This window comes from Pseudomonas sp. REB1044, assembly GCF_038813925.1.
In the GTDB taxonomy this organism is placed as follows: Bacteria; Pseudomonadota; Gammaproteobacteria; order Pseudomonadales; family Pseudomonadaceae; genus Aquipseudomonas; species Aquipseudomonas boreofloridensis.
On sequence record NZ_CP046139.1, the window covers coordinates 1,581,690 to 1,606,593 of the forward strand.

Here is a 24,904-nt window from a genome sequence, read left to right on the forward strand (position 1 = left end):
CGTCGACCAGATGACTCCGGAACAGCTTCGTGCCTTGGCGGCACAGGCGTTTCAGTTGCAGTCCCAGGACGAGGCGATGAGCCGGAAGATCCAGAACGACGAAATCCTCATCGAACAATTCAACTTCGAAATCGCCCTGCTCAAACGCCACAAGTTTGCCAAGCGCAGAGAGCAAATCAGCCCGGCGCAAGGCAGCTTGCTGGATGACCTGCTCGATACGGATCTTGAAGCTATCGAGGCCGAGCTGAAACAGCTTCTTCCCGCTTCGTCACAAGCCGAGCCACGGCAATCGCCGAAGCGCGCCCCATTGCCGCCGCAGTTTCCACGCACGGTGATTCGTCACGAACCCGAAAACACCCAGTGCGCCTGTGGCTACCAACTCCAACGCATCGGCGAAGACGTCAGCGAGAAGCTGGATTACACGCCGGGGGTGTTTACCGTCGAGCAACATGTGCGTGGCAAATGGGCCTGCCGTCAGTGCGAAACCCTGATCCAGGCGCCGGTGCCAGCCCAGGTTATTGATAAAGGCATCCCGACCGCAGGCTTGTTGGCCCACGTGATGCTGGCCAAGTTTGCCGATCACTTACCGCTGTGCCGGCAGGAGAAAATCTTTGATCGCGCCGGGCTGGCAATCGCTCGCTCGACCTTGGCCCAGTGGGTCGGACAAACCGGCGTGCGACTGCAGCCGCTGGTCGATGCTCTGCGTGAAGCTGTGCTGAAACAGGACGTGATTCGCGCTGACGAAACGCCGGTGCAGATGCTTGCGCCAGGCGAGAAGAAAACTCACCGGGCTTCTGTTTGGGCCTATAGCACGACGCCGTTTTCGGCGCTTAATGCGGTGGTTTACGACTTCAGCCCAAGCCGTGGTGGCGAACATGCGCGCAACTTCCTGGGCGACTGGAGCGGCAAGGTGGTCTGCGATGACTTCGCTGGCTACAAAGCCGGGTTTGAGTAAGGCATCACTGAAATCGGCTGTATGGCCCACGCCCGTCGCAAGTTCTTTGATCTGCACGTAGCGAACAAAAGTCAGCTGGCCGAACAAGCGCTGCACTCGATCAGCGGCCTGTACGAGGTCGAACGCCAGGCGCGGGAAATGAGGGATGAAGATCGTTGGCGAATACGTCAGGAACTGGCGGTACCGATCAGCAAAACACTGCATGAGTGGATGTTGGTCTAGCGTGACCTGGTGCCCAACGGATCAGCCACGGCCAAAGCCCTCGACTACGGCCTGAAACGCTGGGTAGCGCTGACGCGCTACCTGGACGATGGATCTGTGCCCATCGACAACAATCAGGTCGAGAACCAGATACGGCCATGGGTACTCGGGCGCTCGAACTGGTTGTTTGCCGGGTCGCTGCGCAGTGGTAAACGAGCGGCTGCGATCATGAGTTTGATCCAGTCGGCGCGCATGAATGGGCATGATCCGTATGCCTACCTCAAAGATGTGCTGACGCGGTTGCCGACACAGCGGGCCAGTGAGATCGGGCAACTGCTGCCGCATGAGTGGGTATCGGCCTGACTTACGCAAGGTGCGTTGGGCGGACGCTTACGCCCATGGTGGACTCGGGTGAGCCGCATATGAATCAGGCGCTTCCGAAGAGACTATGGGATCACCTTGGGCTTGTGTGGAGATTGGATACGATCAATCGGCTTAGCCGTATAATCTGAACCACTGTGTACGGAGCTGCACGCACGGTGGTGTGATGGGACGGCGGGTGTGAGCCCGCCTCCTACTCGATTCGTCTCGCTTGGCGCTCAGAAGCTACTATCCGTGGATGGGTAGAGTTTCTAGCTTCGCCGACTATTTTTCCCCACTACCTGCAGAGCCCGTATGATCCCTTATCCTGGGGTCTTTGGGTTCGGAGATGGGGGCGTAGTCGGTGTAAAGATAACTGCGTATCGGCTCAAATCTTTTTCATCGCGCTGGAAGTGTACAGCTATCTTTTTCCCTTCCCATGAACTGGATTTAATTTCATAAGAAGCGCCAGAAGTCAATTGGATCCTTCGGCTTACGCTTGAGTTGGGTTGGCCTAAAGTGTCGGTAAGAAAGTCATCAACTAGCTCGAGGCTGCTGGCATTGCCGGTAAGCATCATCTGGGTGATTGCATCGCTCTGGATAGTGGCGAATAGCTGATATCCGGAACTAATAGGAATATAGGGGAGGCCTCTGATTTCATACTGGGAGGGATCGGAAGTTGAGGAGCGGCAAATCATGGTAGGTCGCTCGGGTTTTTCCGGGCATTCGGGCACATTTTTCATGAAATTTCCATGAAAAGGCACACCTAGGAAAGCCGTGGGCTCGTTTTCCCATGAGTGGGATTGGTCGGCCGAGTCAGCGACTGCTACGGGTGCGGCCAGTCCGGCCGCGAGCATGATCGAAACAGACAATTTTTGCATAAACGATCCTTGTGGTCACTACAAGAGAGCAAGGGGCAGGCATCAAGCGGTTTGTTAGCGCTCTAATATCAGAGTCATCTGGGGTGCGATTATGACAAATCCTACAAGGCTGCGGTGCAAATCTGTGGCTAGATTAGGGTGTGATAGGTATAACTTGGTGGTGTGGTGTGAAGCCGTGGGTGAGAGTGGCGCCAGAGGCGGATCAACCAGGATCCTTTGTCGAGAATTCGATCATCACTCGCGTAAGCTCTGTTCAAATGGCCTCGACCATGTTAAAACCTGATCAAGCATTGATCTAGCTGCTTGATAACGAAGGGAAAATCATGACGAAGTCGGAGCTGATCGAACGAATTGTCACACACCAGGGGCTGCTCTCTTCCAAGGATGTGGAGCTGGCCATCAAGACCATGCTTGAACAGATGTCTCAGTGCCTGGCAACCGGTGATCGGATCGAGATCCGTGGCTTCGGAAGCTTTTCTCTTCACTATCGCGCTCCTCGGGTAGGCCGTAATCCGAAAACCGGTCAGTCTGTCGAGCTTGAGGGCAAATTCGTGCCACATTTCAAGCCTGGGAAGGAGCTGCGGGATCGAGTTAACGAGGATGAGCATTCTGGTCTTTGATGCGAGGAATGACTGATGCGCGCTTTCAAAAAAATTGTCACTGTCATGATGGTGCTTCTGATAATGATTGTGGCGCTCCTCTTTGTTCTGGAGAATCAACAGTCCGTGGTTGTCGGGATGGTAGGGTGGTCTGCACCTCCTATGCCCATAGCGGTGATAGTGCTGGGGGCATTGATTGCAGGTCTACTGCTTGGAAATTTTTTTCACTTGGTCCGCGCGCTTGGGGCTGGGTTCAATTCTCGATCTTCAGAGCGGCGAGCTACTAGTGACGGCTAAGCTTGGGTTTGTAGTTTTTTTGAGCGGAATCGCGATCGTCAATTTGTTTCTCTGCTCTCGAAAGAGTGTCTCTCGGTTCCGGGGTGAGCCGAAGCGCTTGTAGGGTTCCGTGGTGTGGATCCTGCCGGATACTGGTCGATGGTTGCGTGTGGGCTGATGACGTGCGTGCCTATCAAGGTAATCGAGATATCTGGTGAGGAACTTATGGGGTGTGACTGAATCTACTCCCGATTACTGTGGTGAGTGGCTGTCTGCTAGCTGTGGTTGGTGCTGATGGGGCTTATGCTCCGCTTCTATGTCCGGCGTGTCTCTGTTGTGAGTCGGTAGGGCGCCTCTAAGGAAAATATGCTAAATGCGCAATGAACGCGAGCACCTGAACGGTGGTGGTGAAATCGATTTGATAGAGCTTCTTCAAGGCATCTGGCAGCAGAAGCTTTGGGTTGTTCTGGTGGCGATGCCGATCATTGGTATCGCCATGCTCTACGTTCTGCTGGCGACTCCTGTCTACCAGTCGAAGGTGTACATCAGGCCGCCCACTCAAGATGAGATTTCGCAGCTCAACTTTGGTCGGGGAGAAGGTACGGGTCTGGCACCGCTTACCGCGAATGATGTGTATGGCATATATGTCAAGGCGTTGCAATCTGAGTCGGTTCGAGACAGATTTTTTCGTACTACTTTTTTGCCGTGGTTAAAAGAGGATGAGCGAAAAAATTCGCGGGATGTGCTCTACGCTAAATTCAACGGTATGTTGTCTGTTGAGCAGGTTGTTAAGGACGGTGCCGATCGTTATTTGATCACTTCGAACGTCGAGGATCCGAGGGTTGCGGCGCTTTGGGTATCGAGTTACGCAGAAATGGCCGCGAAGCAAGCGAAAGGCGAGCTTCTGGGTGGTACACGCAGCGATATTTCCATTATGGCGGATAATCTGGAGCAGCAGATCAGGGCCGCGCGTGCTACTGCTGACACTCAGCGCTCTGATCAGATTGCTCAGCTTAAGGAGGCGCTGATCATCGCCAAGTCAATCGGTTTGGAAAAGCCGCCTATCATATCCAATACATTGTCGAGTGAAGTTTCTGCAGGTATGGGTGGGGCTCTGACGTACATGCGGGGTAGCAAAGCGCTTGAGGCGGAAATTTCCAATTTGAATTCTCGGTCTTCCAATGATCCATATATCGCTGGTCTGCGCGAGCGTCAAGAGCGGCTGACCTTTCTTCGTAACTTGAAGATTGATCCTTCATTGGTGGCTATGTATCAGCAAGATGGTGCTGTTTTCCAGCCGGACAAGCCGGTAAAGCCCCGGAAGGCGCTGATCGTGGGTATGGCGGTGTTTGGCGGACTTGGGTTGGGGTTGGTAGTGGCATTTGTGCGACAGTTCTGGGTGGGCGCGCGGCGCACTGGCAGGGCTAGTTGAATTTCTGCTCGCACTCTCTAGGTCTTGGAGGATTGGGTCGCCAGCCCAGCCTCTGAGACTTTTTTCGTGTTCCTACATTCTGTCTCGAGCTTCCGAGATTTGAAGCGGGAAAAATGCGAGTTTGTCCAGCCAGGTAGAAAATTGCCTAGTTGCAAGTGATTATTCCCAGGGGCTTCGGAGTGCTGCATTGCGCTATTCGAAGCCTTGTCAGCGCTCGGCGCGGTTTTTCTTTTCTGATCAAGCTCACATTTGTCCCCTGCTAGAATCGCCGTATTGATCTATTGAGCATGTATTGTTGGGGAAGTTGGATGTCCTGCGCTAGCTCCCTGTACTTAGATGCGTTTCAGGTTTTACTGGGTTGAGCCGGGGGTATTAAGCGCTCTCTGCGGTCAATGGCGTTGCGCTGGCAAAAAAATAGACGTCCGCCCTTGTTCAAGGTTTGTGATGCCGCAATCGAAGGCGGGTCAGCGAGAACGCAATCGTGGGGGCTTGTGTCGATAGCTGAGCAGGCATCGCTTGGTGCCCAGCTTCCAGGGTCCCGTACCCCGGTTACGAGAGCGCGATCGCTGAAGTCGTTCGAGCCTATGGCTCGACGCGGCACTGGGCCTAGGTAGGAGGAAGGAGTATTGCTCGGGTGATGGCGGGGTGGTGGTAATTTGGTATTCGAAACCTTTATGGTGCGAGACGCCTAAAAAGATTATGATGGAGCCTTTGTTTCGCGTCTAACTAGACGCTTGTGCGAGATAGACTAATCCCTCTCGAGCGCCGGAAATCCAACAGCTCAATGTGCTGAGATGGTTGGAGGTATTTTCTTAAGCTTAATGGCGCCAGTGCTTATAGCGCTTAGCTCAAGGTGTGTTTGTGCCGCTATTTCTTGGGGAGTCGATGCTGAATTCGTCAAGTGCACCCGGTGCGGTGATAGTGGAAGGGCTGAATTATCTTGAAAGGATTGAAGTAGGTCTTGACGGATTTGCTGATGCGTGATCGGTGAGGTCAATCTCGGCAAAAAAATTCACTAAAATTAATGGTAGTTGCATGACGCTCAGAGTTTTAAGCGTATTTGGCACTCGACCAGAAGCGATCAAGATGGCATCCCTTGCGTTGGGTCTGCACGCGGACGGGCGCTTTGACGCCCGGATCTGCGTGACTGGCCAGCACCGTCAGATGCTGGATCAGGTTCTGGACCTCTTCGAACTCACGCCTGACTATGATCTGCAGATCATGAAGCCTGGGCAGGACCTGACCGACGTTACCGTCGCCATCCTGCAGAAGCTCAAGGTGGTGCTGGGTGAGTTCAAGCCGGACATCGTTCTGGTCCACGGCGATACGGCGACCACGTTCGCGGCCTCTCTTGCCGCGTACTATCAACAAATTCCCGTTGGGCACGTGGAGGCTGGGCTACGCACTGGCAATCTCTACTCGCCCTGGCCGGAGGAGGCCAACCGCAAGCTGACCGGTGCCCTAGCGCGCCTGCACTTTGCTCCTACTGCCCAATCCGAGAAGAACCTCCTGGCCGAAGGCGTGCCTGCAACGCATGTGCATGTCACTGGAAACACTGTCATCGACGCGTTGCTTGAGGTCGTACGTAAACTGCAGCGTTCCGAGTTTGCCGCTTCGCTGGACGAGCAATTCGCCTTCCTCAACGCGTCACGTCGGCTGCTACTGGTCACTGGTCATCGTCGCGAAAGCTTCGGCGACGGGTTCGAACGAATCTGCCAAGCGCTGGTCAGGTTGGCTCAGGATCATCCCGATATCGAGATCGTCTATCCGGTCCACCTGAATCCCAATGTCAGAGAGCCGGTCAACCGTCTACTCAAGGATGTCGACAATATCCACCTGATCGAGCCTCTGGATTACCTGCCGTTCGTCTACTTGATGAACCGATCCCATCTGATCCTGACCGACTCAGGGGGTGTGCAGGAGGAGGCTCCGTCGTTGGGCAAACCCGTGTTGGTTATGCGCGAGACCACCGAGCGACCGGAAGCCGTTCAGGCTGGTACGGTTCGACTGGTGGGTACGGACCTGCAAGCCATCATCGACAACGTCGAGCAACTGCTTGAGGATGATGAGGCCTATCGTACGATGAGCGTAGCCCACAATCCTTACGGGGATGGGCTGGCTTGTGCCCGTATCATCGATGTTCTTGCCAATTTCAAAACAAGGTAGTGCTATGAGTATTTCCAAGGTTTCCGTCATTGGCCTGGGTTACATCGGTCTCCCGACCGCGGCCGTATTCGCCTCGCGCAAAATTCAGGTGATTGGCGTCGATGTCAATCAGCACTGCGTCGACACGATCAATCGCGGGCAGATTCACATCGTTGAGCCAGACCTGGATATGGTAGTTCACGCTGCGGTTACCGAAGGTTATCTGCGTGCCAGTACCACAGCACAAGCAGCTGACGCCTTCCTCATCGCAGTGCCAACGCCTTTCAGGGAAGGATTCAAACCCGACCTTAGCTACATCGAGTCGGCGAGCAAGGCTATTGCCCCGGTCCTGAAGAAAGGGGACTTGGTTATCCTCGAGTCCACTTCCCCAGTAGGTGCGACCGAGCAGATGGCGGCTTGGCTCGCTGAGGCACGGCCTGATCTGAGCTTCCCTCAACAGAAGGGCGATGCTTCCGACATTCGTGTAGCGCATTGCCCCGAACGCGTCTTGCCTGGCCATGTTCTGCGCGAGCTGGTACAGAACGATCGCGTGATCGGCGGGATGACCGAGAAGTGTTCGCTGGCAGCCCGTGCGCTGTACAAGACTTTTGTCGAGGGCGAGTGCGTGCTGACCAACGCCCGTACCGCCGAAATGTGCAAGTTGACGGAAAACAGCTTCCGCGACGTGAACATCGCCTTTGCCAACGAATTGTCCATCATCTGCGAGGAGCTCAAGGTCGACGTGTGGGAGCTCATCAGGCTGGCCAACCGACACCCACGGGTCAATATCCTTCAGCCTGGTCCAGGCGTGGGCGGTCACTGCATTGCAGTCGACCCATGGTTCATCGTCGACTCTGCGCCAGAGCAGGCCAGACTCATCCGCACCGCCCGTCAGGTCAACGACTCCAAACCCGCATGGGTGATCGAAAAGCTGCATGCAGCCATTGGTGAGCACCTTAGCAAACACCCGGGTAAGACTGCCCAGGAGGTTGTGGTGGCGTGCTTCGGTCTGGCGTTCAAGCCCGATATCGACGATCTCCGGGAAAGCCCGGCTTTGGAAATCACCAAGGAAGTCAGCAAGCGTCATGCGGGCAAGGTAGTTGTCGTCGAGCCGAACATCCACACGCTGCCCGCCTCCTTGGAAGCTACCGTGCTGTGCACGGTGGAGGAGGCGATCAAGCAAGCAGATGTTCTACTGCTGCTGGTCGATCACAAGCCGTTTAAGGCCATTGCGCCACAGTCGCTCGAAGGTCTGCAGATTGTCGACACGCGCGGGATCTGGCCGGTATGAAGGTCCTCCCGGTAATCATGTCCGGTGGGTCGGGTACCCGCCTCTGGCCGTTGAGCAGAACGCTGTATCCGAAGCAGTTTCTCGCATTGTATGGGCGCGAGACCCTGTTCCAGCAGGCTATCGAGCGCCTGATGAAGATTGCACCGAAGGATTGCGAACTGCTGCCCCCTGCATCGTGGCCAATGACGAGCATCGGTTTCTGTGTCTGGACCAACTGCGCGAGATAAAGGTCGAACAGGGGCATTGATTCTCGAGCCAGTAGGGCGCAACACTGCCCCAGCCCTGACGCTGGCGGCTCTTCAGGCCCGCGACGGCTGCGCAGTCGATGCCGATCCGGTGCTAGTGGTCATTCCTGCAGACCAGACTATCCATGACGTCGCTGTGTTTACACGTGTTGTGGAAAAGGCCGTGGAAGTTGCTGCACAGGGTTCGATCGTTACCCTCGGTATTCAGCCTGACCGTCCTGAGACTGGGTATGGCTATATTCACTCGGCCGATGTCGCCGAGGTCAAGGATGTCGATTCCTTTGTCGAAAAGCCCGATCTGGAAACGGCTCAACGCTATCTCGAGTCCGGTAGTTACTACTGGAATAGTGGCATCTTCATCTTGCGCGCTTCGGTGTGGCTGCGGGCGTTGAAACACTACCGAGCCGATATCCTGGAGGCGACCGAAAAAGCCTGGGCCGCCCGTGGCTCCGACAACGGCTTCGTCAGGCCAGAGGTCGGCTGTTTCCAAGCCATTCCGGCGGAGTCCATCGACTACGCCGTGATTGAACACTGCACGCAGTCCCCAGTTCCAGGGCTGGAGCTCAAGATGCTGGCCATGGACGCCGGCTGGTCCGACCTTGGCGCCTGGGATGCCGTATGGCGCTCCGGCGAAAAGGATGCTCAACACAACAGCGTTCATGGCGATGTGATCCTTGATTCAAGCACCGATACCTTGGTGTATGCCTCCCACCGCCTGGTGACCGCTGTCGGTTTGGACAACATGGTTATCGTCGAAACGCCAGACGCCGTTCTGGTCGCTGATAAAAGCCGTTGTCAGGGCGTCAAGGCCATCGTCGAGGCGCTGGGCCGCGACACGCGTAGCGAATCAAAGTTGCACCGGCGTGTTCATCGGCCTTGGGGCTGGTACGACAGCATCGACAGCGGTTCCCGTTTCCAGGTCAAGCGCATACTGGTCAAGCCCAAGGCGACTTTGAGCCTGCAGAAGCATTATCACCGTGCCGAGCATTGGATCGTCGTCTCCGGCACAGCCGAAGTCACCTGCGAGCAGCAGGTATTCCAGCTCAACGAGAACCAAAGTACCTATATCCCTGTCGGTCATGTCCATCGGCTTTCCAACCCCGGCACCATCCCGTTGGAAATCATCGAGGTGCAATCGGGAAGCTACCTTGGCGAAGACGATATCGTCCGGTTCGATGATACTTATGGCCGTATTTAAGGCTTGAATTTTAGTGGAGTGGCAAATGCAAAAGAGTGCGCTGATTACGGGTATTACCGGGCAGGACGGGGCTTATCTTGTCGAGTTGCTGCTGGGTAAAGGCTATAAGGTCTATGGCACCTACCGTCGGACCAGCTCGGTCAATTTCTGGCGGTTGCAGGAACTGGGCTTACTTGGGCATGAGAACCTGCACCTGGTAGAATTTGACCTGACTGATCTGGCAGGTACTGTGCGTTTGCTGCAGAAAGCTCAGCCTGACGAGGTCTACAATCTCGCTGCGCAGAGTTTCGTCGGTGTTTCCTTCGATCAGCCTATCGCTACAGCACAGATCACCGGCGTTGGAGCGCTGAATCTGCTGGAAGCTATCCGTATCGTCAATCCGGGCATCCGCTTCTACCAGGCTTCGACTTCGGAAATGTTCGGGTTGGTGCAGGCCGTTCCGCAATCGGAGTCGACGCCGTTCTATCCGCGCAGCCCTTATGGCGTCGCGAAACTGTTCGCGCACTGGACAACGATCAACTACCGCGAGTCTTACAATATATTCGCCACCAGCGGCATTCTGTTCAACCACGAGTCCCCGCTGCGCGGCAAGGAGTTCGTGACACGCAAGATTACCGACGCCGTCGCGAATATCGAAGTGGGCACTCAGCAGGTGCTGGAGCTGGGCAACATGGACGCCAAGCGCGATTGGGGCTTTGCTCGCGAATACGTCGATGGCATGCATCGCATGTTGCAGGTTGACCAGCCCGATACTTTCGTCCTGGCCACCAATCGAACCGAAACCGTGCGTGACTTCGTCAGCATGAGTTTCAAAGCAGTCGGCGTGGATATCGAGTGGCGCGAGAGCGGCGAAAAGGAGTTCGGCGTAGACCGCCGTACTGGCGTCACTCGCGTCAAGGTCAATCCGCAGTTCTACCGTCCAGCCGAAGTCGAGCTGCTGATCGGTGATGCCTCCCTGGCCAAGGAACGCCTTGGCTGGCAGCCCACGACCAGTCTTGAGCAGCTTTGCCAACTGATGGTCGAAGCAGACCTGAAGAGGGCCAAGCATGGCACTTCGTTCTGACAAGACCGTCCTAATCACTGGGTTGTCCGGCTTCACCGGTGCGCATCTTGCGCACCGCCTGAGCGAAGAAGGTTGGCGTATCGTCGGACTGGGTGGACGTCGCCTGGCGTGTGAGGCGGAGCATCTGGAGGCGGATCTGAATGATACCGCACGCCTGACCGAGTGGATCGGTCAGGTCAAGCCTACCCACGTCATTCATCTTGCTGCTCTGGCACACGTGACCGGTAGTGACGCGTTGTCCTACTACCGAGTCAACGTGCTGGGTACCGAAAGCTTGCTTACGGCTCTCCAGGACAGTGGCGTGGCCCTGGAAAAGGTCATCATTGCCAGTAGCGCCAACATCTATGGCAATGCGTTGAAATCGCCGATTACCGAAGGCAGCGAGCCGCGGCCGATGAATCACTACGCGCTGAGCAAGCTGACCATGGAGGCACTGGTCGGCAAGTGGTTCAGTCGTTTTCCGATACTCGTCACCCGGCCGTTCAACTACACCGGGCCAGGGCAGTCCGAAGCTTTCGTCTTCGCCAAGATCGTCGCCGCTTTCGCACGTCGTCAAACCGAACTCCGTCTAGGCAATCTCGATGTGTCCCGCGATCTGTCGGACGTTCGCTACATCGCTGAAGCCTATGCGCGATTATTGGGATGCCAGGCACAAGGGCAGTTCGTGAATCTCTGCTCAGGACGCAGCGTTTCCCTGATGCAGGTCATCGATACGATGGCGGAGCTTGCAGGCTATCGTCCACAGGTGCAGGTCGACTCGGCTTTCGTCCGAGCCGACGAAGTCAAGGAGTTGTACGGCAGTCCACAACGGCTATACGACCTAGTCGGTACCATCGAAGTACCTGAGCTGTCCGAAACGCTGCGATCGATGTACGAATGTAACCTCCAGGCTTCAGCCACGTGAATCACAACGGATTGGTATAACTGTGCGCATCTGTTTCTTTGCCAATATGTCTGCTCACGCCAACTGGCGTGAAATGTTCGACAAAGTCGAGTTCTACCGCGTTGACATTAGAATTCTCAAAGAGCTGGGGCACGAGGTCGTATTGGCCGGCTCGCCCACGAGTCTCGATTGGAAGGCCGATCTTTATTACTGCTGGTGGTGGGGACACTCGCCGTTCCCACTGTTAGCCGGAAAGCTGCGCAGAAAGCCGGTCGTGGTGACAGGGGCATTCGATTACTCGACCTGTCGCAATGAAATTCCTGGCCTCTGCTACTTAGACCGTCCGCTGTGGCAAAAACTGGTGTTGAAGACGTCGTTGCGCTTGGCTGATCGCAACCTGTTCATCTCCATGTCTGAGTACGACGAAGTGACCAGTAACCTCGCCGTGCGTAATCCGGTCTATGCCACGCTTGCAGTGGATACGGCGTATTACTCGCCTGCGTCGCAGGTCAGCGAACCTTCCGACTACTTCTTCACGGTGACCTGGACAAGCCGCACTAACGCTATCCGCAAAGGCTTGGTGCCCAGTATCGAGGCGTTCGCTCGAATCGCCAAGGATCACCCGCAGATCCGCTTCGTCATTGCTGGCAAGCATGGTGACTATCTACCGCAGTTGCAGGCGTTGGCACAGCGTCTGGGTGTGGCCGAGCAGGTACAGTTCATCGGCATGATCTCCGATGAAGAAAAACGGGACCATTACCGTCGTTGCCTGGCTTATGTGCAGCCAACCCTCTACGAGGGTTTCGGCCATGCCATCGGTGAGGCGCTGGCATGCGGTGCTCGGGTTATCACTTCACCGCGGGGGGCTGTACCAGAAGTGGCTGGCGAATTCGCACACTGGGTGCAACCGGATAGCCCGCAGGAAATAGCCGCTGCGATGGAGCAGGTGTTGACCACACCGGTTGATGAGAAAGAGGGTATGGCTCGCCATCGCTGGATCTCCGAAAAATACTCAATCGACGCACGCCGCCAAGCGCTGAAGGCTATCCTCGATACATTAGTTTGACATGCTGGAAATTCGGCACTCAAATGAACAATAAAGGTGTACATGTGTGCTAGCTCGTGTCGTAAGAACTTTTCAGACCTCTAGATTGTTGCAGTTATTCATTGTGACTGCCTGCATTCAGGGCGGAGTCATAATAAGCCAGTTTTTAATCGCGCCGTTCGTTGAGCCAGGTGTGGTCGGCGTCGTCCGTTCATTGGAGACGGTTTTAGCACTGGTGGTGCTTGGCGGAAGCCTCGGAATGCAGAGCATTGCTATTCGCGACACCGCAGCCTGTGAACATCGAACCACTCAGCAAGCCGTACTGCGTCAGGTGTTTCTGCTAGTTCTTCTGACGTCAAGTATCGTGATGTTGGGGATTTATGCTGTACACGAGCTTATACTAACAACTGCGATCAGCTACTATGTTTTCCTCACTTGCGGGTTGGTACTGGTAACTAATTTACTGCGTGTGACTACAGGTTTCGCCCAGGGCGTAAAAGCAATTCATGAGATTTACCTGCCGCTCATGTTTGTGACGGCGCTGGGTATAGTCGTCCACGTAGTACTGACGTGTTATTTCGGAGTACAAGGCTGGATGGCGGCTCGCTATCTCACGGAGCTCTCATGTCTGATGGCGGTCTGGTGGCGTATGCGCGGATATGTGGTGCCCGCATTGCATCTAACCAGTGTCAAAAGCGGTGAGCTAAGAGCTACAGGTTTTTCTGGGCTGACAATTAATGCAAGTTTATTTGTGCGCCTTCTGGTCGACAGCTTACCCATTTTGATGATGACGGCGCTTCATGTCAAAACGGATGAGATCGGATTTTTCGGTCTCGCTAGTTTGAGCCTGGTACTGGGTCTACTCCCTCTGGCTATTATTGCCCAGCGCGCCATACCCGATTTAGTGGAGGCGTTGAGGAATCCGTCTGCCCTAAGGGTTGAGTTCAAATCCCTGATGAAAATGATGGTGCTGGTTTCGTCAGCAGTTGCAATCGCATTGATGGGGGCGGCGGGAGGCTGGCTGTTGTTTGTGGGCGGTAAGTATGAGACGGCCGCGCATTATGTACTGCTGCTAGCGTTAAGCCTACCGCTCAAGGCAGTGACACTCGCATGCGGTACGATGTTGGTAGCACTTAGAGTGTTTGGGCTTAGTTTGAAAGTAAATATCCTCGAAGGTGTGTTGGTAGCCGTTATCCTTTATGTCGGCATTCCAACAGTTGCTGGATGGGCAGGAGTAGTCGCCTACTTCGCTGGGACGATGCTGTCATTGGTGTTTTTGCTATCTGCCGTGAAGATGCGCGTGGCGAGCCTCGAAGGGGAGTGGGATGATGCAACAGGGTAGTCGCGCGGCGACAGCAGGGCAGAACTTCAGCAGAAGCGCTAGCTTTGATTGCTTTTCAGCCGGGTTTTTCTTTTTGTAATCTGGTGCGTAGGGGTGCTTGTTCCACTGTACCCATTCATCGTCTCCATTGATGGATTTAGCCTTTTCTGGGATTTCAGCTTCCTGGACAAAGATGCGTCAGTTCTTCAGGCGTTGATGATCTATAGTGCCGCATTGCTGACAGTTATGGCCGGTGTGCTGTTGGGCCGCAAATCCCAGCTGAATTTTCCTGGAGCGGCCCGATACATTGTCAGATCGAGTATTTTCCTGCAGCGATCGATAGTGTTCAGCATCGTAGGTTTAGCCGCTTTTTGCGTGATATTGGTAATTCTGGGAGGTTTGACCGGACTTCTTCAGGGGGCTAGCGACAGGATTAGGGCCTTTGCGGGACTCAATGGTCTTTTTTTGCTGCAGAATCTTCTGCTCTCGGTGACCTTGGCATGGTATATCCGCCTGACACGTGGGCGTTCGGTATCCAGACGCGAGCGCGTGGTTTTTTGGATTTTCTTCTTAGCGGCACTGATGGTGTGTGCTTTGCAAGGACAAAAATCCACAATATTCATCGCAATTCTTTCTCTTCTGGTCGTTCGTCATTATCGGGTCAAGCGAATAAACTTATTCAAAGGCGCCGTAATGGGGGTCGTGATGTTCGTGTCTTTGATGACCTACCATATCTTCAAACAGGAATTTCTTGCTACTGGACACTTCTATTTCATCAAAGAAGATCAAGGTGTCTTCCTGTCTTTTATAAATTTTCTAGCTACCCAGTTCACTGGCAATCTCATGCAGCTGCAAACGATGACCGTTCTCGTCGATGCCATGCCCGAAGGACTGCCATGGCAAAATGGCTCGACGCTTATGATGGTTGTGCTGATTCTGATTCCATCGACCCTATTCCCGGACAAACCGCTTACGGCCGCCGGAGTCTTTACCGCTGCGTTCTGGCCCAATAAATGGCTGATGGAGGGTACTACCCTCCCACCTGGCGTCTTTGGGGAGTTCTACATGAACTTTGGCATTTTGGGAGTGCTGGCCGGCGGCTTCATCCTGGGCCTCGTCTGGGGAAGACTATACGGTGCGGTAATCTACAATCCCGGAAATGATCGGGCACTTGGCTCCTACGCCCTGGCCATCGCCTCGATGCTCCATCTTTTCCGCGGCGAGCTCTCCTCGGTCTTGCTGCTGCTGGCCTCCATCTGGTTGCCGTTCCTCCTTTTGAGCTCCAGGCGCGAGACGCCTGCCACTTACCCGAACTAGAGATACAGGCATGTGCGGAATTCTGGGTTATCTACACAATGGCACCAAGACGTCGATTGATTTCTCATCGGCGCTTTCATTCATTCGCCGTCGCGGGCCTGACGATCAGGGGATATGGTCCGATACCGAAGTTGGCGTTTGGCTGGGTCAGGTTCGACTGTCCATCCTCGATACCACCTCGGCCGGCCACCAGCCGATGGTTTCGCCTGATGGCCGTGTAGTGATGGTGTTCAACGGCGAAATCTATAACTTTCGTGAATTGCGAGCCGAACTGGAACGTGACGGTGTGACGTTCACCAGCCAGTCCGACTCCGAAGTACTGTTGGCCTTGTTCTGCCGCGACGGTATCGACTGTCTCAAAAGGCTCAATGGCATCTTCGCCGTGGTGTTCTGGGAGCGCGACAGTCAGACGCTTTGGGTCGCGCGGGATCAATTGGGCGTAAAGCCGCTCTACGTCTTCAACGACGGCGGTTGCTTTGCATTCTCCAGCGAGATGAAAGGTTTGCTCAGAGGCGGTTTTAGCACCCCTCAAATCGATCCTCGAGCAGTGCTCGCTCATCTGGGCTATCTCTGGTCTCCAGGCGAGCGCACCATCGTGCGCGACATCACCAAGGTGCTACCTGGGCAGGTTTTGCGGGTGCGCAATGGTCAGGTTGAAGAGAAGTGGTTTCATTACCAGTTGCCGATTCAGGAGCAACCTCTGACCGAAAGCGTCGAGCAAACCGCCGCTGCAGTCGCCGAGGCTGTTCGCACCGCGGTCAATCGCCAGCTGGTTTCCGATGTCCCCTTGGGATCTTTCCTGTCCGGAGGTCTGGACTCCAGCGCGATCGTCGCGTTCGCCGCCGAGCAGATGCGTGACAAGGAGCGTCTGCAGTGCTTCAGTATCCGAGTTGACAACGGATCGACGGCGAACGAAGGGTTTGCCGACGACCTGCCTTACGCTGAACGAGTCGCCAAGCATCTAGGTGTCGACTTGCATGTGGTCGGTGTCGGTGACGAAATGATGGATCGTCTGCCTGAGATGGTCTACCTGCTGGACGAGCCAACTCCTGATCCTGCCGCGCTCAATGCGTTGTTCATTTCGGAACTGGCCAGCCAAAATGGCATAAAGGTGTTGCTGTCCGGAGCTGGCGGAGACGACATCTTCACCGGCTATCGTCGCCATTTCGCGTTGAGCCAGGAACGTTGGTGGGGCGGCCTCCCCGGCCCCTTGCGCGGCGCATTGGCTGCCAGTGCCAACTTGCTGCCAGCATCCTCGCCCCTTTCGCGCCGTCTGGGCAAGGCCTTCCGCTACGCCGACCTGCCAAGTGACGACCGCTTGATCAGCTATTTCTTCTGGCTCGAGCCCGAGCAGGCTCACGGCCTGCTGGCCCCCGAACTTCGGCGACAGTTGGCGGCCGATGAACTGTTTGCACCGCTTCGCGAGACCTTGTCTCGAGTACCTGCTGGTGCAACGCCGCTGGACAAGATGCTCACTCTGGAGTGCAAGCATTTCCTCACCGATCACAATCTCAACTACACCGACAAGATGGGTATGGCCGCCGGTGTGGAGGTTCGCGTGCCATTGCTCGACATAGACCTGGTGAAGCTCGCCGGTGGCCTGCCTTCTTCGATCAAGCAAAAAGGGCGCGAGGGCAAGTGGATCTTCAAGAAAGCCATGGAGCCCTACCTGCCGCACGACATCATCTATCGACCCAAGACCGGCTTTGGCGTGCCTCTGCGCAACTGGCTGCAAGGACGTCTCAAGCCATTGGTGGACGAGGTGCTGTCGCCTGCTTCCCTGCGTAATCGCGGCATCTTCGATCCTGATGCCGTAGCGCGACTGATCGCGGCCGACCGGGCAGGGCGCATAGATGCAGCCTACACGTTGTTCGGCATAGTCTGCATGGAGTTGTGGTGCAAGCAGTATCTGGATGGCAACTTTGCTCTCGACCGCTGAGAGCGTTGTACTGGCCGAGGGTCGGTCGAGGCGTGTGACGCTCCCGACCTGAGGTGATGAAAGCACGCACGGTTTTTTCAATCTTATTGGTGGCAATTCATGAAACAAGTTGTTCAGAACATGGCGAGCGGCGAAACCTCCCTGGTGCAGGCGCCGGTGCCGGCGGTGCGGGGTGGCGCCCTGCAGATCAATACCAGCCGGACGCTGATCTCGGCGGGTACCGAACGTATGCTGGTTGGATTCGGCAAGGCCAACTGGATCGAGAAAGCCCGTCAACAGCCCGACAAAGTTCGTATGGTGCTGCAGAAGGTCCAGACCGATGGGCTGGCAACGACGGTCGAAGCCGTGCGCTCCAAGCTCGCTCAGCCGCTGCCGCTGGGTTACTGCAACGTAGGCGTGGTGGCCGCTGCTGGAGCTGGTGTGTCGGACTTCAAACCGGGAGATCGGGTCGTATCCAATGGCCCGCACGCCGACGTCGTGGTGGTACCGAAGAACCTGTGCGCACGAATTCCCGACGCGGTCAGTGACGAGGCGGCCTCGTTTACCGTGCTCGCCAGCATCGGTCTGCAAGGTATCCGTCTGGCCCAGCCTACACTTGGAGAGGCTTTTGTCGTAACCGGTGTGGGCCTGATCGGCCTGGTCACCGTGCAACTGCTACGCGCACAAGGTTGCCGAGTGCTGGCCATCGACTTCGATGAGCAGAAGCTGGCACTAGCCCGCAGCTACGGGGCCGAGACCTGCAACCCTGGTCGAGGCGAGGATCCGGTCACCGCTGGTATGGCCTTCAGCCGGGGGCGCGGTGTCGATGGTGTGATCATCACCGCCTCCACGAAGTCTTCGGATCCGGTTACCCAGGCAGCAAACATGTGCCGCAAGCGGGGTCGCATAGTGCTGGTAGGGGTCACCGGCCTCGAGCTTAACCGGGCCGATTTCTATGAGAAGGAACTGACCTTCCAGGTTTCTTGCTCCTACGGTCCAGGTCGGTATGACCCGAACTATGAAGAGAGAGGTAACGATTTCCCCATCGGATTTGTGCGCTGGACCGAGCAACGCAACTTCGAGGCCATTCTCGACATGCTTGCCAGTGGCCAACTAAACGTCGACAAGCTCATTTCCCATCGTTTTGCCTTCGAGGAGGCGGGGAGCGCCTACCAGACCCTGACCGGCGAGAGCTCGGCGCTCGGTATCCTCCTTGAGTACCGTTCGGCGCCGGAAGAGCGCCACATCAAAGCCGTGACGCTTTCGCCCCAGTCGACGCCCGTGTTCGACCCGGTCAAGCCGGTGGTGGGCTTCATAGGCGCAGGCAACTATGCATCGCGCATGTTGATTCCAGCGTTCAAGTCCGCCGGTGCGCAGTTCCATACCATCGTCACCGCCGGCGGACTCAACGGCGTGATTCATGGCAGCAAGGCGGGCTTCGCACAGGCCTCCACCGATGTCGCCGCGATGTTGGACGATCAAGCGATCAATACCGTGGCCATCGTCACTCGGCACGACAGCCATGCGCGTTTCGTGTCACAAGTGCTTGAGGCTGGCAAGCACGTCTTCGTCGAAAAGCCGCTGGCAATCGACGAGCAAGGCCTGGCTCAGGTGCAGAGCGCCTATGCCGGTGCGGTCGAGCATGGCAGCAAGCCGCACTTGATGGTGGGCTTCAACCGCCGCTTCTCGCCGCAGGTGCAGAAGATGAAGGCACTGCTGAGCACCGTCCGAGAGCCGAAGTCGTTGATCATGACCATGAACGCCGGAGCCATTCCCGCGGAGCACTGGACCCAGGACGAGGCTGTGGGCGGCGGTCGTATCATCGGTGAAGCCTGTCATTTCATCGACTTGATGCGCTTCCTGGTCGCTAGCCCGATCGTTTCCATTCAGGCTCGTAGAATGGGCGATTCCGGTGCGGTGGCTGTCACCGAGGACAAAGCCTCGATCACTCTGGGCTTCGAGGATGGCTCTTTCGGCACCATCCTTTACTTGGCCAATGGCGCCGCGAGCTTCCCCAAGGAGCGCGTCGAAGTATTCGCGGCGGGCCGCGTCCTTCAGCTGGACAACTTCCGCAAGCTCAAGGGTTTCGGCTGGCCAGGCTTCGATAAGCTCAACCTGTGGAAACAGAACAAGGGGCAGTCCGAGTGCGCAGCCGCGTTCCTTGAGGCGGTCGCGCAAGGTAAGCCTACGCCGATCCCCAGTGATGAAATCTTTGAGGTGGCACGGGTCAGTATCGAAGTGGCTCGGATGCTGCGAGCGCAATGAGTCTCTTCCTCGTGAAGGCTCGGACCGCGCTGGCACTGGGGCCTGGCAATCTTTGCCGGGCGCTGGGCTACAGGCTGGGGGTGAAGACCGGCCTGAACCCCGTGCGCCGGCTCCAAGCGCAGACGCCCAATGGGCCATTCTTCGTCGCGCCTCAACCACCACTCCGGCAATTGCCGGTGACCAGCCAGTGGTACGAGTCGGTGCTGTACTATGGTTACTGGCCGGTCGCCCAGCAGGACAGTCCGCCCGATTGGCATCTGAACCCGCTGTCCGGTGTACGCGTGCCTTTCCCTGACCGACCCTGGTGGCTGATCGCCGATTTCGATCCGTCGGTGGGCGATATCAAGAGTATCTGGGAGGCTTCGAGATTCGACTGGGTACTCGCCTTCGCCCAAGGTGCCCATCAGGGAGATTCGACGGCTCTGACACGCTTGAATCTCTGGCTTGCCGATTGGTGCCAACACAATAGGCCCTATCATGGGCCGAATTGGAAGTGCGGGCAGGAGGCGTCGATACGCGTCCTGCACCTGGCCATGAGTGCTGTGCTCCTTGGCCAGCATGACGCCATCCAGCCGGGCCTGGCCGCATTGATCGAGGTGCACCTCAAGCGCATCGCACCCACCGTCAGCTATGCCATGGCTCAGGACAATAACCATGGTACTTCCGAAGCCGCCGCGCTCTATGTCGGCGGCAGCTGGCTGATGAACAGCGGCCATCCTGCTGCCAGGGGCTGGTTCGAGGCAGGGCGGCGCTGGCTGGAAAACCGGGCGGCACGGCTGATCGAACGCGACGGCAGCTTCAGCCAGTACTCGGTCAATTATCATCGGGTGATGCTCGATACGTTCTCGATGGTGGAGGTGTGGCGGCGCAAGTGCGAGCTGGCTCCCTTCAGCCTCACGTGGTACACCCGGGCGAAGGCTGCGGCCCAGTGGCTATTCGCTATGACCGATGGGACCACGGGTGACGCTCCCAACCTGGGTGCAAACGACGGCGCGCGCTTGCTTGCCCTGAGCGATACCGATTACCGCGACTATCGTCCGTCGGTGCAGTTGGCGATGGCCCTGTTCAATGAGCAGTGTGCCTACGCCGATTCCGGGCCGTGGGATCTCCCCTTGCAGTGGCTGGAACTGACGAAACCAGCGGCCTTGGCCGAACGGCCCAACAGCCGGTTGTTCGATCACGGCGGCTATGCAATCCTGCATCAGCCGGCTTGCAAGGCCGTGCTCCGTTATCCGCGTTTTCGATTCCGACCAGGCCAGGCCGATGCCCTGCATGTGGATCTCTGGCTCGAGGGTAGAAATCTACTGCGAGATGCAGGCAGTTTTAGTTACAACTGCGAGCCGCAGTGGTTACGCTACTTCCCTGGTACGGCCAGTCATAACACTGTGCAGTTCGACGGCCGCGACCAGATGCCGCGCCTTAGCCGATTCCTGTTCGGCGATTGGTTGCGTGCGGTGGATGTTCAGCCTCCAGGCAATGTGGGCGATGTGACGAGCTGTGGCGCGACCTACATAGACGGCAAAGGCGCCCAGCATGGGCGCAGCCTGAGCCTGGGACCGCGCAGCCTGCAAGTGCGTGACCAAATCAGCGGCTTTTCCAGCAAAGCAGTGCTGCGCTGGCGCTTGGAGCCCGGGGACTGGGTCCTGCAGGGCAATGGCGTAAGCAACGGTTCGCACCGGCTTTCGGTCACCGGCGATGTGCCGATCGTACGCTGCGAGCTGGTCACTGGCTGGGAATCGCGTTACTACCTTGAAAAAACACCGGTACCAGTGCTGGAAGTCGAAGTGGCGACCGCTGGGGTCTTGATTACGGAGTATCACTGGTAACCATGAGAGTTCTCTATTTCCATCAACATTTCTCGACTCCCAATGGTGCTACTGGAATCCGTTCCTACGAAATGGCGCGCCGACTGGTTGCCGAAGGCCATCAGGTGACGATGGTGTGTGGCAGTTACGGCGGTGGCAATACCGGCCTTGGCGGGCCATTCGAGTCCGGCAAGCGTACGGGGCAGGTGGCAGGGATCGACGTCATCGAATTCGATCTGGCCTATGCGAACAGCGACGGTTTCCTCAAACGGGCGATCAGCTTCCTGAAATTTGCGGTTCGCAGCATCGGGGTCGCCCTGACGCACCGCTATGATCTAGTTTTCGCCACGACCACCCCGCTGACTGCGGGTATCCCAGGTATCTTCGCGCGCTGGCTGCGCCGCAAACCCTTCGTCTTCGAAGTGCGCGACTTGTGGCCGGAGCTGCCAAAGGCCATGGGGGTTATCAAGAATCCCGCGGTGCTTTGGGCTATGTCGGTGCTCGAATGGGTCAGCTATCGTTCGGCGCATCGGCTGATCGGCCTATCGCCGGGCATCGTTGAGGGCATTGTCTCGCGGGGAGTCGACCCTGCGAAGGTTGCCATGATTCCCAACGGCTGCGATCTGGATATCTTCGATGCGCCGGTACCACCTTGGCGGCCGGCAGGCGTAGAAGCCGAGCACCTGATGGCCGTGTTCACCGGCACCCATGGCATCGCTAACAAGCTCGATGCCGTACTGGATGCCGCCGCCCGTCTAAAGGCACGTGGTCGTGACGACATTCGCCTGGTGCTGATCGGGCAGGGTAAGCTCAAGCCCGGTCTTGTGGCCCGCGCCAAGGCGGAAGGGTTGGATAATGTGGTGTTCCACGATCCGGTCAACAAGGAGCGATTGGCGGGGCTGATGGCCAGCGCCGATCTGGGCTTGCAGGTTCTGGCGAATGTTCGCGCGTTTTATTTCGGAACGTCGCCAAACAAGTTCTTCGACTACATCGCCTCGGGTTTGCCAGTGCTGAACAACTATCCGGGCTGGCTGGCCGAGATGATCACTAAGGAGGACTGCGGGTTCGCCGTCGTACCCGAGAATCCCGACGCATTCGCCGACGCCTTGGAGCGAGCGGCGTCGGACCGTGACGAGCTTAAGGCCAAGGGCCTGCGCGGGCGTCAACTGGCGATGCGCAGCTTCGATCGCAAGGTGCTGTCCGGACAATTCGTGCGTTGGCTGGAGGGCACCCCAAAATGATCAAGCGATTATTCGATGTGGTAGCGTCCGCCTGCGCCTTGTTGCTGCTGTCACCGGTGATTGGGATCGTGGCATGGAAGGTGCGCAAGAATCTGGGTGCCCCTGTGCTGTTTCGTCAACAACGCCCGGGGCTGCGTGGCAAACCCTTCGAGATGGTCAAGTTCAGGACCATGCGCGACGCCGTGGATGCGCAGGGTAATGTTCTGCCTGACGCCGAGCGCATGACGCCCTTCGGCAGTTTCCTGCGCGCCTCCAGTCTGGACGAGCTGCCGGAACTGTGGAATGTGCTGCTCGGTCACATGAGCCTGGTCGGGCCACGTCCGCTGTTGATGGAGTACCTCCCTCTCTACTCGCAGCAGCAGTACCGTCGCCATGATGTGCGTCCCGGAGTGACTGGCTGGGCGCAGATAAACGGCAGGAACGCGTTGAGCTGGGATGAAAAATTCAAGCTCGACATCTGGTACGTCGACAACCGTAGTTTTTGGCTGGACATCAAGATCTTGCTGCTGACCGTCAAGAAAGTGGTGAAGAAAGACGACATCACCGGTAGCGGCGAAGCGACAATGAGCAAGTTCACTGGAAACGAACCATGAGACGCCTGGCAATTCTGGGTGCGAGCGGACATGGCAAGGTACTGGCCGAAATCGGCGAACTGTTCTTCGACGAAATCATGTTCTACGACGACGCCTGGCCATCGCGACGATCCAACGGCGTATGGCCGATCGTCGGCGATAGCGCGGCCCTCATCGAACAGCTGGGTACCGTTGCTGGTGTGATCGTCGGCATCGGCAACAATGAGATACGCCAGAACAAACAGCGTTACTTGGCGAGCGTCGGTGCGCCTATCGTCTCGTTGATTCATCCACAGGCGGTCGTAAGCCCGCGATGCAGTATCGCTAAGGGTAGCGTCGTCATGGCTGGTGCAATCGTGAACATCGATGTTCGAATAGGCGAGGGCGCTATCCTCAATACGGGTTGTAGCGTCGATCATGATAGTCTGCTGGGCGATTTCGTACACATCAGTCCCGGTGCTCGCCTGGCAGGTGGCGTTAGCGTCGGCAGCCTCAGTTGGATAGGCATCGGCGCCTGCATTCGCCAGTTGATCCAAGTTGGATCGAGGGCGGTGATCGGTGCCGGGGCCGTGGTGGTAAAACCCGTGGCAGACGGCGTCACTGCCGTAGGCGTACCTGCTCGCACACTGGCCGACCCCCACTGAATCAACGGATTTCGTTTCGCATCGAATTATGGACCTATCGATATGTTGAATACTGCTTTCGCCCCATGGCCCTCCTTCACAGAGAAAGAAGCCAATGCCGTCCGTGACGTCATTCTTTCCAACAAGGTGAATTACTGGATGGGCCAGCAATGCCGTGAGTTCGAGCGCGAGTTCGCCAGTTGGGCGCAGACCGACTACGCCGTCGCCGTGGCCAATGGCACCGTCGCTCTGGACCTGGCCCTCGAAGCGCTGGGGATCGGTGATGGCGACGAAGTCATCGTCACCTCGCGCACCTTCCTTGCCTCCGTGTCGTCGATCGTCAATGCAGGCGCAGTGCCTGTCTTCGCCGACATCGACCGCGACTCGCAGAACATCACCGCCCAGACCATCGGTGCGGTCTTGACTGACCGAACCCGGGCCATCATCTGCGTACACCTTGCTGGCTGGCCGTGCGACATGGACCCCATCATGGCACTGGCCGAGAAGCATGGATTGAAGGTCATAGAGGACTGTGCCCAGGCGCACGGCGCACTCTACAAGGGGCGTGCCGTAGGATCGATTGGGCACGTCGGAGCCTGGTCGTTCTGCCAGGACAAGATCATGACCACCGGTGGCGAAGGTGGCATGGTTACCACCAACGACAAGGCGCTGTGGTCGGCCATGTGGTCGTACAAGGATCATGGCAAGAGCTGGGAGGCTGTCTACGAGCGGCAGCATCCGCCGGGTTTCCGCTGGTTGCATGAGAGCTTCGGGACCAACTGGCGGATGCTTGAAGTCCAGGGGGTGATCGGCCGCCTGCAATTGCAGCAGATGCCGCAATGGCAGGCGCAGCGAAGCGAAAATGCCCAGCGCATTCAGGCTACGGCGGCGCGACTGCCGGGTCTGCGTGTACCGCAGGTTCCAGGCGACGTTCGCCACGCCGCCTACAAGTACTACGTGTTCGTCGAGTCAGCGGCGCTGGCCGAGGGCTGGGATCGCGATCGAATCGCCCGGGAAATCAACGAGGCCGGCGTGCCGTGCTTCTCCGGTTCCTGCTCCGAGGTCTACCTGGAAAAAGCCTTCGACGGTACGGGCTGGCGCCCCGCGCAGCCGTTGCCGGTGGCCCATGAGCTGGGTGAAACCAGCCTGATGTTCCTGGTGCATCCAACATTGCGTGCAGAAGAGGTTCAGTTGACTTGTGATGTCTTGGCGTCGGTCATGGAACGTGCAGTAGCACGGTGAGTTGCCCAATGCCTGGGTGTGAAATG

The 24,904-nt window shown here is 57.0% G+C and carries 17 protein-coding genes and 2 pseudogenes; 18 read left to right on the top strand and 1 reads right to left on the bottom strand.

Going from position 1 to position 24,904, the window contains the following annotated elements; all coding sequences use genetic code 11:
* Nucleotides 1-10 precede the first annotated feature (10 nt).
* Nucleotides 11-1,519 (top strand): annotated as a pseudogene (locus GKC70_RS07510) (IS66 family transposase).
* A 320-nt stretch (nt 1,520-1,839) separates the two neighbouring features.
* On the opposite strand, the gene GKC70_RS07515 reads toward GKC70_RS07510, so the two are convergent.
* On the bottom strand, nt 1,840-2,397 hold the full coding sequence (locus GKC70_RS07515; RefSeq protein WP_342650950.1) for a hypothetical protein: 558 nt from the start codon (nt 2,395-2,397) through the stop codon (nt 1,840-1,842).
* Between the two features lie 323 nt (nt 2,398-2,720).
* Here GKC70_RS07515 and ihfB point away from each other — a divergent pair, with 323 nt between their 5' ends.
* From ihfB to GKC70_RS07600, 17 genes and pseudogenes are all read left to right on the top strand, one after another.
* On the top strand, nt 2,721-3,017 hold the full coding sequence (gene ihfB, locus GKC70_RS07520) for an integration host factor subunit beta (RefSeq protein WP_342650951.1): 297 nt from the start codon (nt 2,721-2,723) through the stop codon (nt 3,015-3,017).
* Nucleotides 3,018-3,645: 628 nt separating this feature from the next.
* Nucleotides 3,646-4,704, top strand: a complete 1,059-nt coding sequence (locus GKC70_RS07525; RefSeq protein ID WP_342650952.1) for a Wzz/FepE/Etk N-terminal domain-containing protein — start codon at nt 3,646-3,648, stop codon at nt 4,702-4,704.
* A gap of 1,035 nt (nt 4,705-5,739) precedes the next feature.
* Nucleotides 5,740-6,870 carry a UDP-N-acetylglucosamine 2-epimerase (non-hydrolyzing) gene (gene wecB, locus GKC70_RS07530; RefSeq protein ID WP_342650953.1) on the top strand — a complete coding sequence of 377 codons (1,131 nt, stop codon included), beginning with the start codon at nt 5,740-5,742 and terminating at the stop codon, nt 6,868-6,870.
* Between the two features lie 4 nt (nt 6,871-6,874).
* A complete protein-coding gene (gene wecC, locus GKC70_RS07535; RefSeq protein ID WP_342650954.1) occupies nt 6,875-8,140 on the top strand; it encodes a UDP-N-acetyl-D-mannosamine dehydrogenase in 1,266 nt (421 codons plus the stop codon).
* Nucleotides 8,137-9,583: pseudogene (locus GKC70_RS07540) on the top strand (mannose-1-phosphate guanylyltransferase/mannose-6-phosphate isomerase). The gene wecC and the pseudogene GKC70_RS07540 overlap by 4 nt, the downstream one beginning before the upstream one ends.
* A 25-nt stretch (nt 9,584-9,608) precedes the next feature.
* A complete protein-coding gene (gene gmd, locus GKC70_RS07545; protein ID WP_342650955.1) occupies nt 9,609-10,646 on the top strand; it encodes a GDP-mannose 4,6-dehydratase in 1,038 nt (345 codons plus the stop codon).
* Nucleotides 10,630-11,550: a GDP-mannose 4,6-dehydratase gene (locus GKC70_RS07550; RefSeq protein WP_342650956.1), complete on the top strand. Its 921-nt coding sequence runs from the start codon at nt 10,630-10,632 to the stop codon at nt 11,548-11,550. Before gmd ends, GKC70_RS07550 begins: the two co-directional genes overlap by 17 nt.
* Before the next feature lie 22 nt (nt 11,551-11,572).
* Nucleotides 11,573-12,595, top strand: coding sequence for a glycosyltransferase (locus tag GKC70_RS07555; protein ID WP_342650957.1), 1,023 nt, complete (start codon nt 11,573-11,575; stop codon nt 12,593-12,595).
* A 46-nt stretch (nt 12,596-12,641) separates the two neighbouring features.
* Entirely contained in the window at nt 12,642-13,916 is a 1,275-nt protein-coding gene (locus GKC70_RS07560; protein WP_342650958.1) for a hypothetical protein, read from the top strand.
* A gap of 93 nt (nt 13,917-14,009) precedes the next feature.
* Nucleotides 14,010-15,212 carry an oligosaccharide repeat unit polymerase gene (locus GKC70_RS07565; RefSeq protein ID WP_342650959.1) on the top strand — a complete coding sequence of 401 codons (1,203 nt, stop codon included), beginning with the start codon at nt 14,010-14,012 and terminating at the stop codon, nt 15,210-15,212.
* A 10-nt stretch (nt 15,213-15,222) separates the two neighbouring features.
* Nucleotides 15,223-17,151 (top strand): asparagine synthase (glutamine-hydrolyzing), encoded by a 1,929-nt coding sequence (gene asnB, locus GKC70_RS07570; protein ID WP_342650960.1) that lies wholly within the window; start codon nt 15,223-15,225, stop codon nt 17,149-17,151.
* A 99-nt stretch (nt 17,152-17,250) separates the two neighbouring features.
* The gene (locus GKC70_RS07575) at nt 17,251-19,395 is read left to right on the top strand and encodes a bi-domain-containing oxidoreductase (RefSeq protein ID WP_342650961.1); all 2,145 of its coding nucleotides are present in this window, start codon (nt 17,251-17,253) and stop codon (nt 19,393-19,395) included.
* A gap of 11 nt (nt 19,396-19,406) precedes the next feature.
* Nucleotides 19,407-21,221 (top strand): heparinase II/III-family protein, encoded by a 1,815-nt coding sequence (locus tag GKC70_RS07580; protein WP_342650962.1) that lies wholly within the window; start codon nt 19,407-19,409, stop codon nt 21,219-21,221.
* 2 nt (nt 21,222-21,223) lie between these two features.
* Nucleotides 21,224-22,441, top strand: coding sequence for a glycosyltransferase family 4 protein (locus GKC70_RS07585; protein WP_342650963.1), 1,218 nt, complete (start codon nt 21,224-21,226; stop codon nt 22,439-22,441).
* On the top strand, nt 22,438-23,034 hold the full coding sequence (locus GKC70_RS07590; RefSeq protein WP_342650964.1) for a sugar transferase: 597 nt from the start codon (nt 22,438-22,440) through the stop codon (nt 23,032-23,034). Before GKC70_RS07585 ends, GKC70_RS07590 begins: the two co-directional genes overlap by 4 nt.
* Nucleotides 23,031-23,657: an acetyltransferase gene (locus GKC70_RS07595; protein WP_342650965.1), complete on the top strand. Its 627-nt coding sequence runs from the start codon at nt 23,031-23,033 to the stop codon at nt 23,655-23,657. The genes GKC70_RS07590 and GKC70_RS07595 overlap by 4 nt, the downstream gene beginning before the upstream one ends.
* Nucleotides 23,658-23,699: 42 nt before the next feature.
* Nucleotides 23,700-24,878 (top strand): DegT/DnrJ/EryC1/StrS aminotransferase family protein, encoded by a 1,179-nt coding sequence (locus tag GKC70_RS07600; RefSeq protein ID WP_342650966.1) that lies wholly within the window; start codon nt 23,700-23,702, stop codon nt 24,876-24,878.
* Nucleotides 24,879-24,904 lie beyond the last annotated feature (26 nt).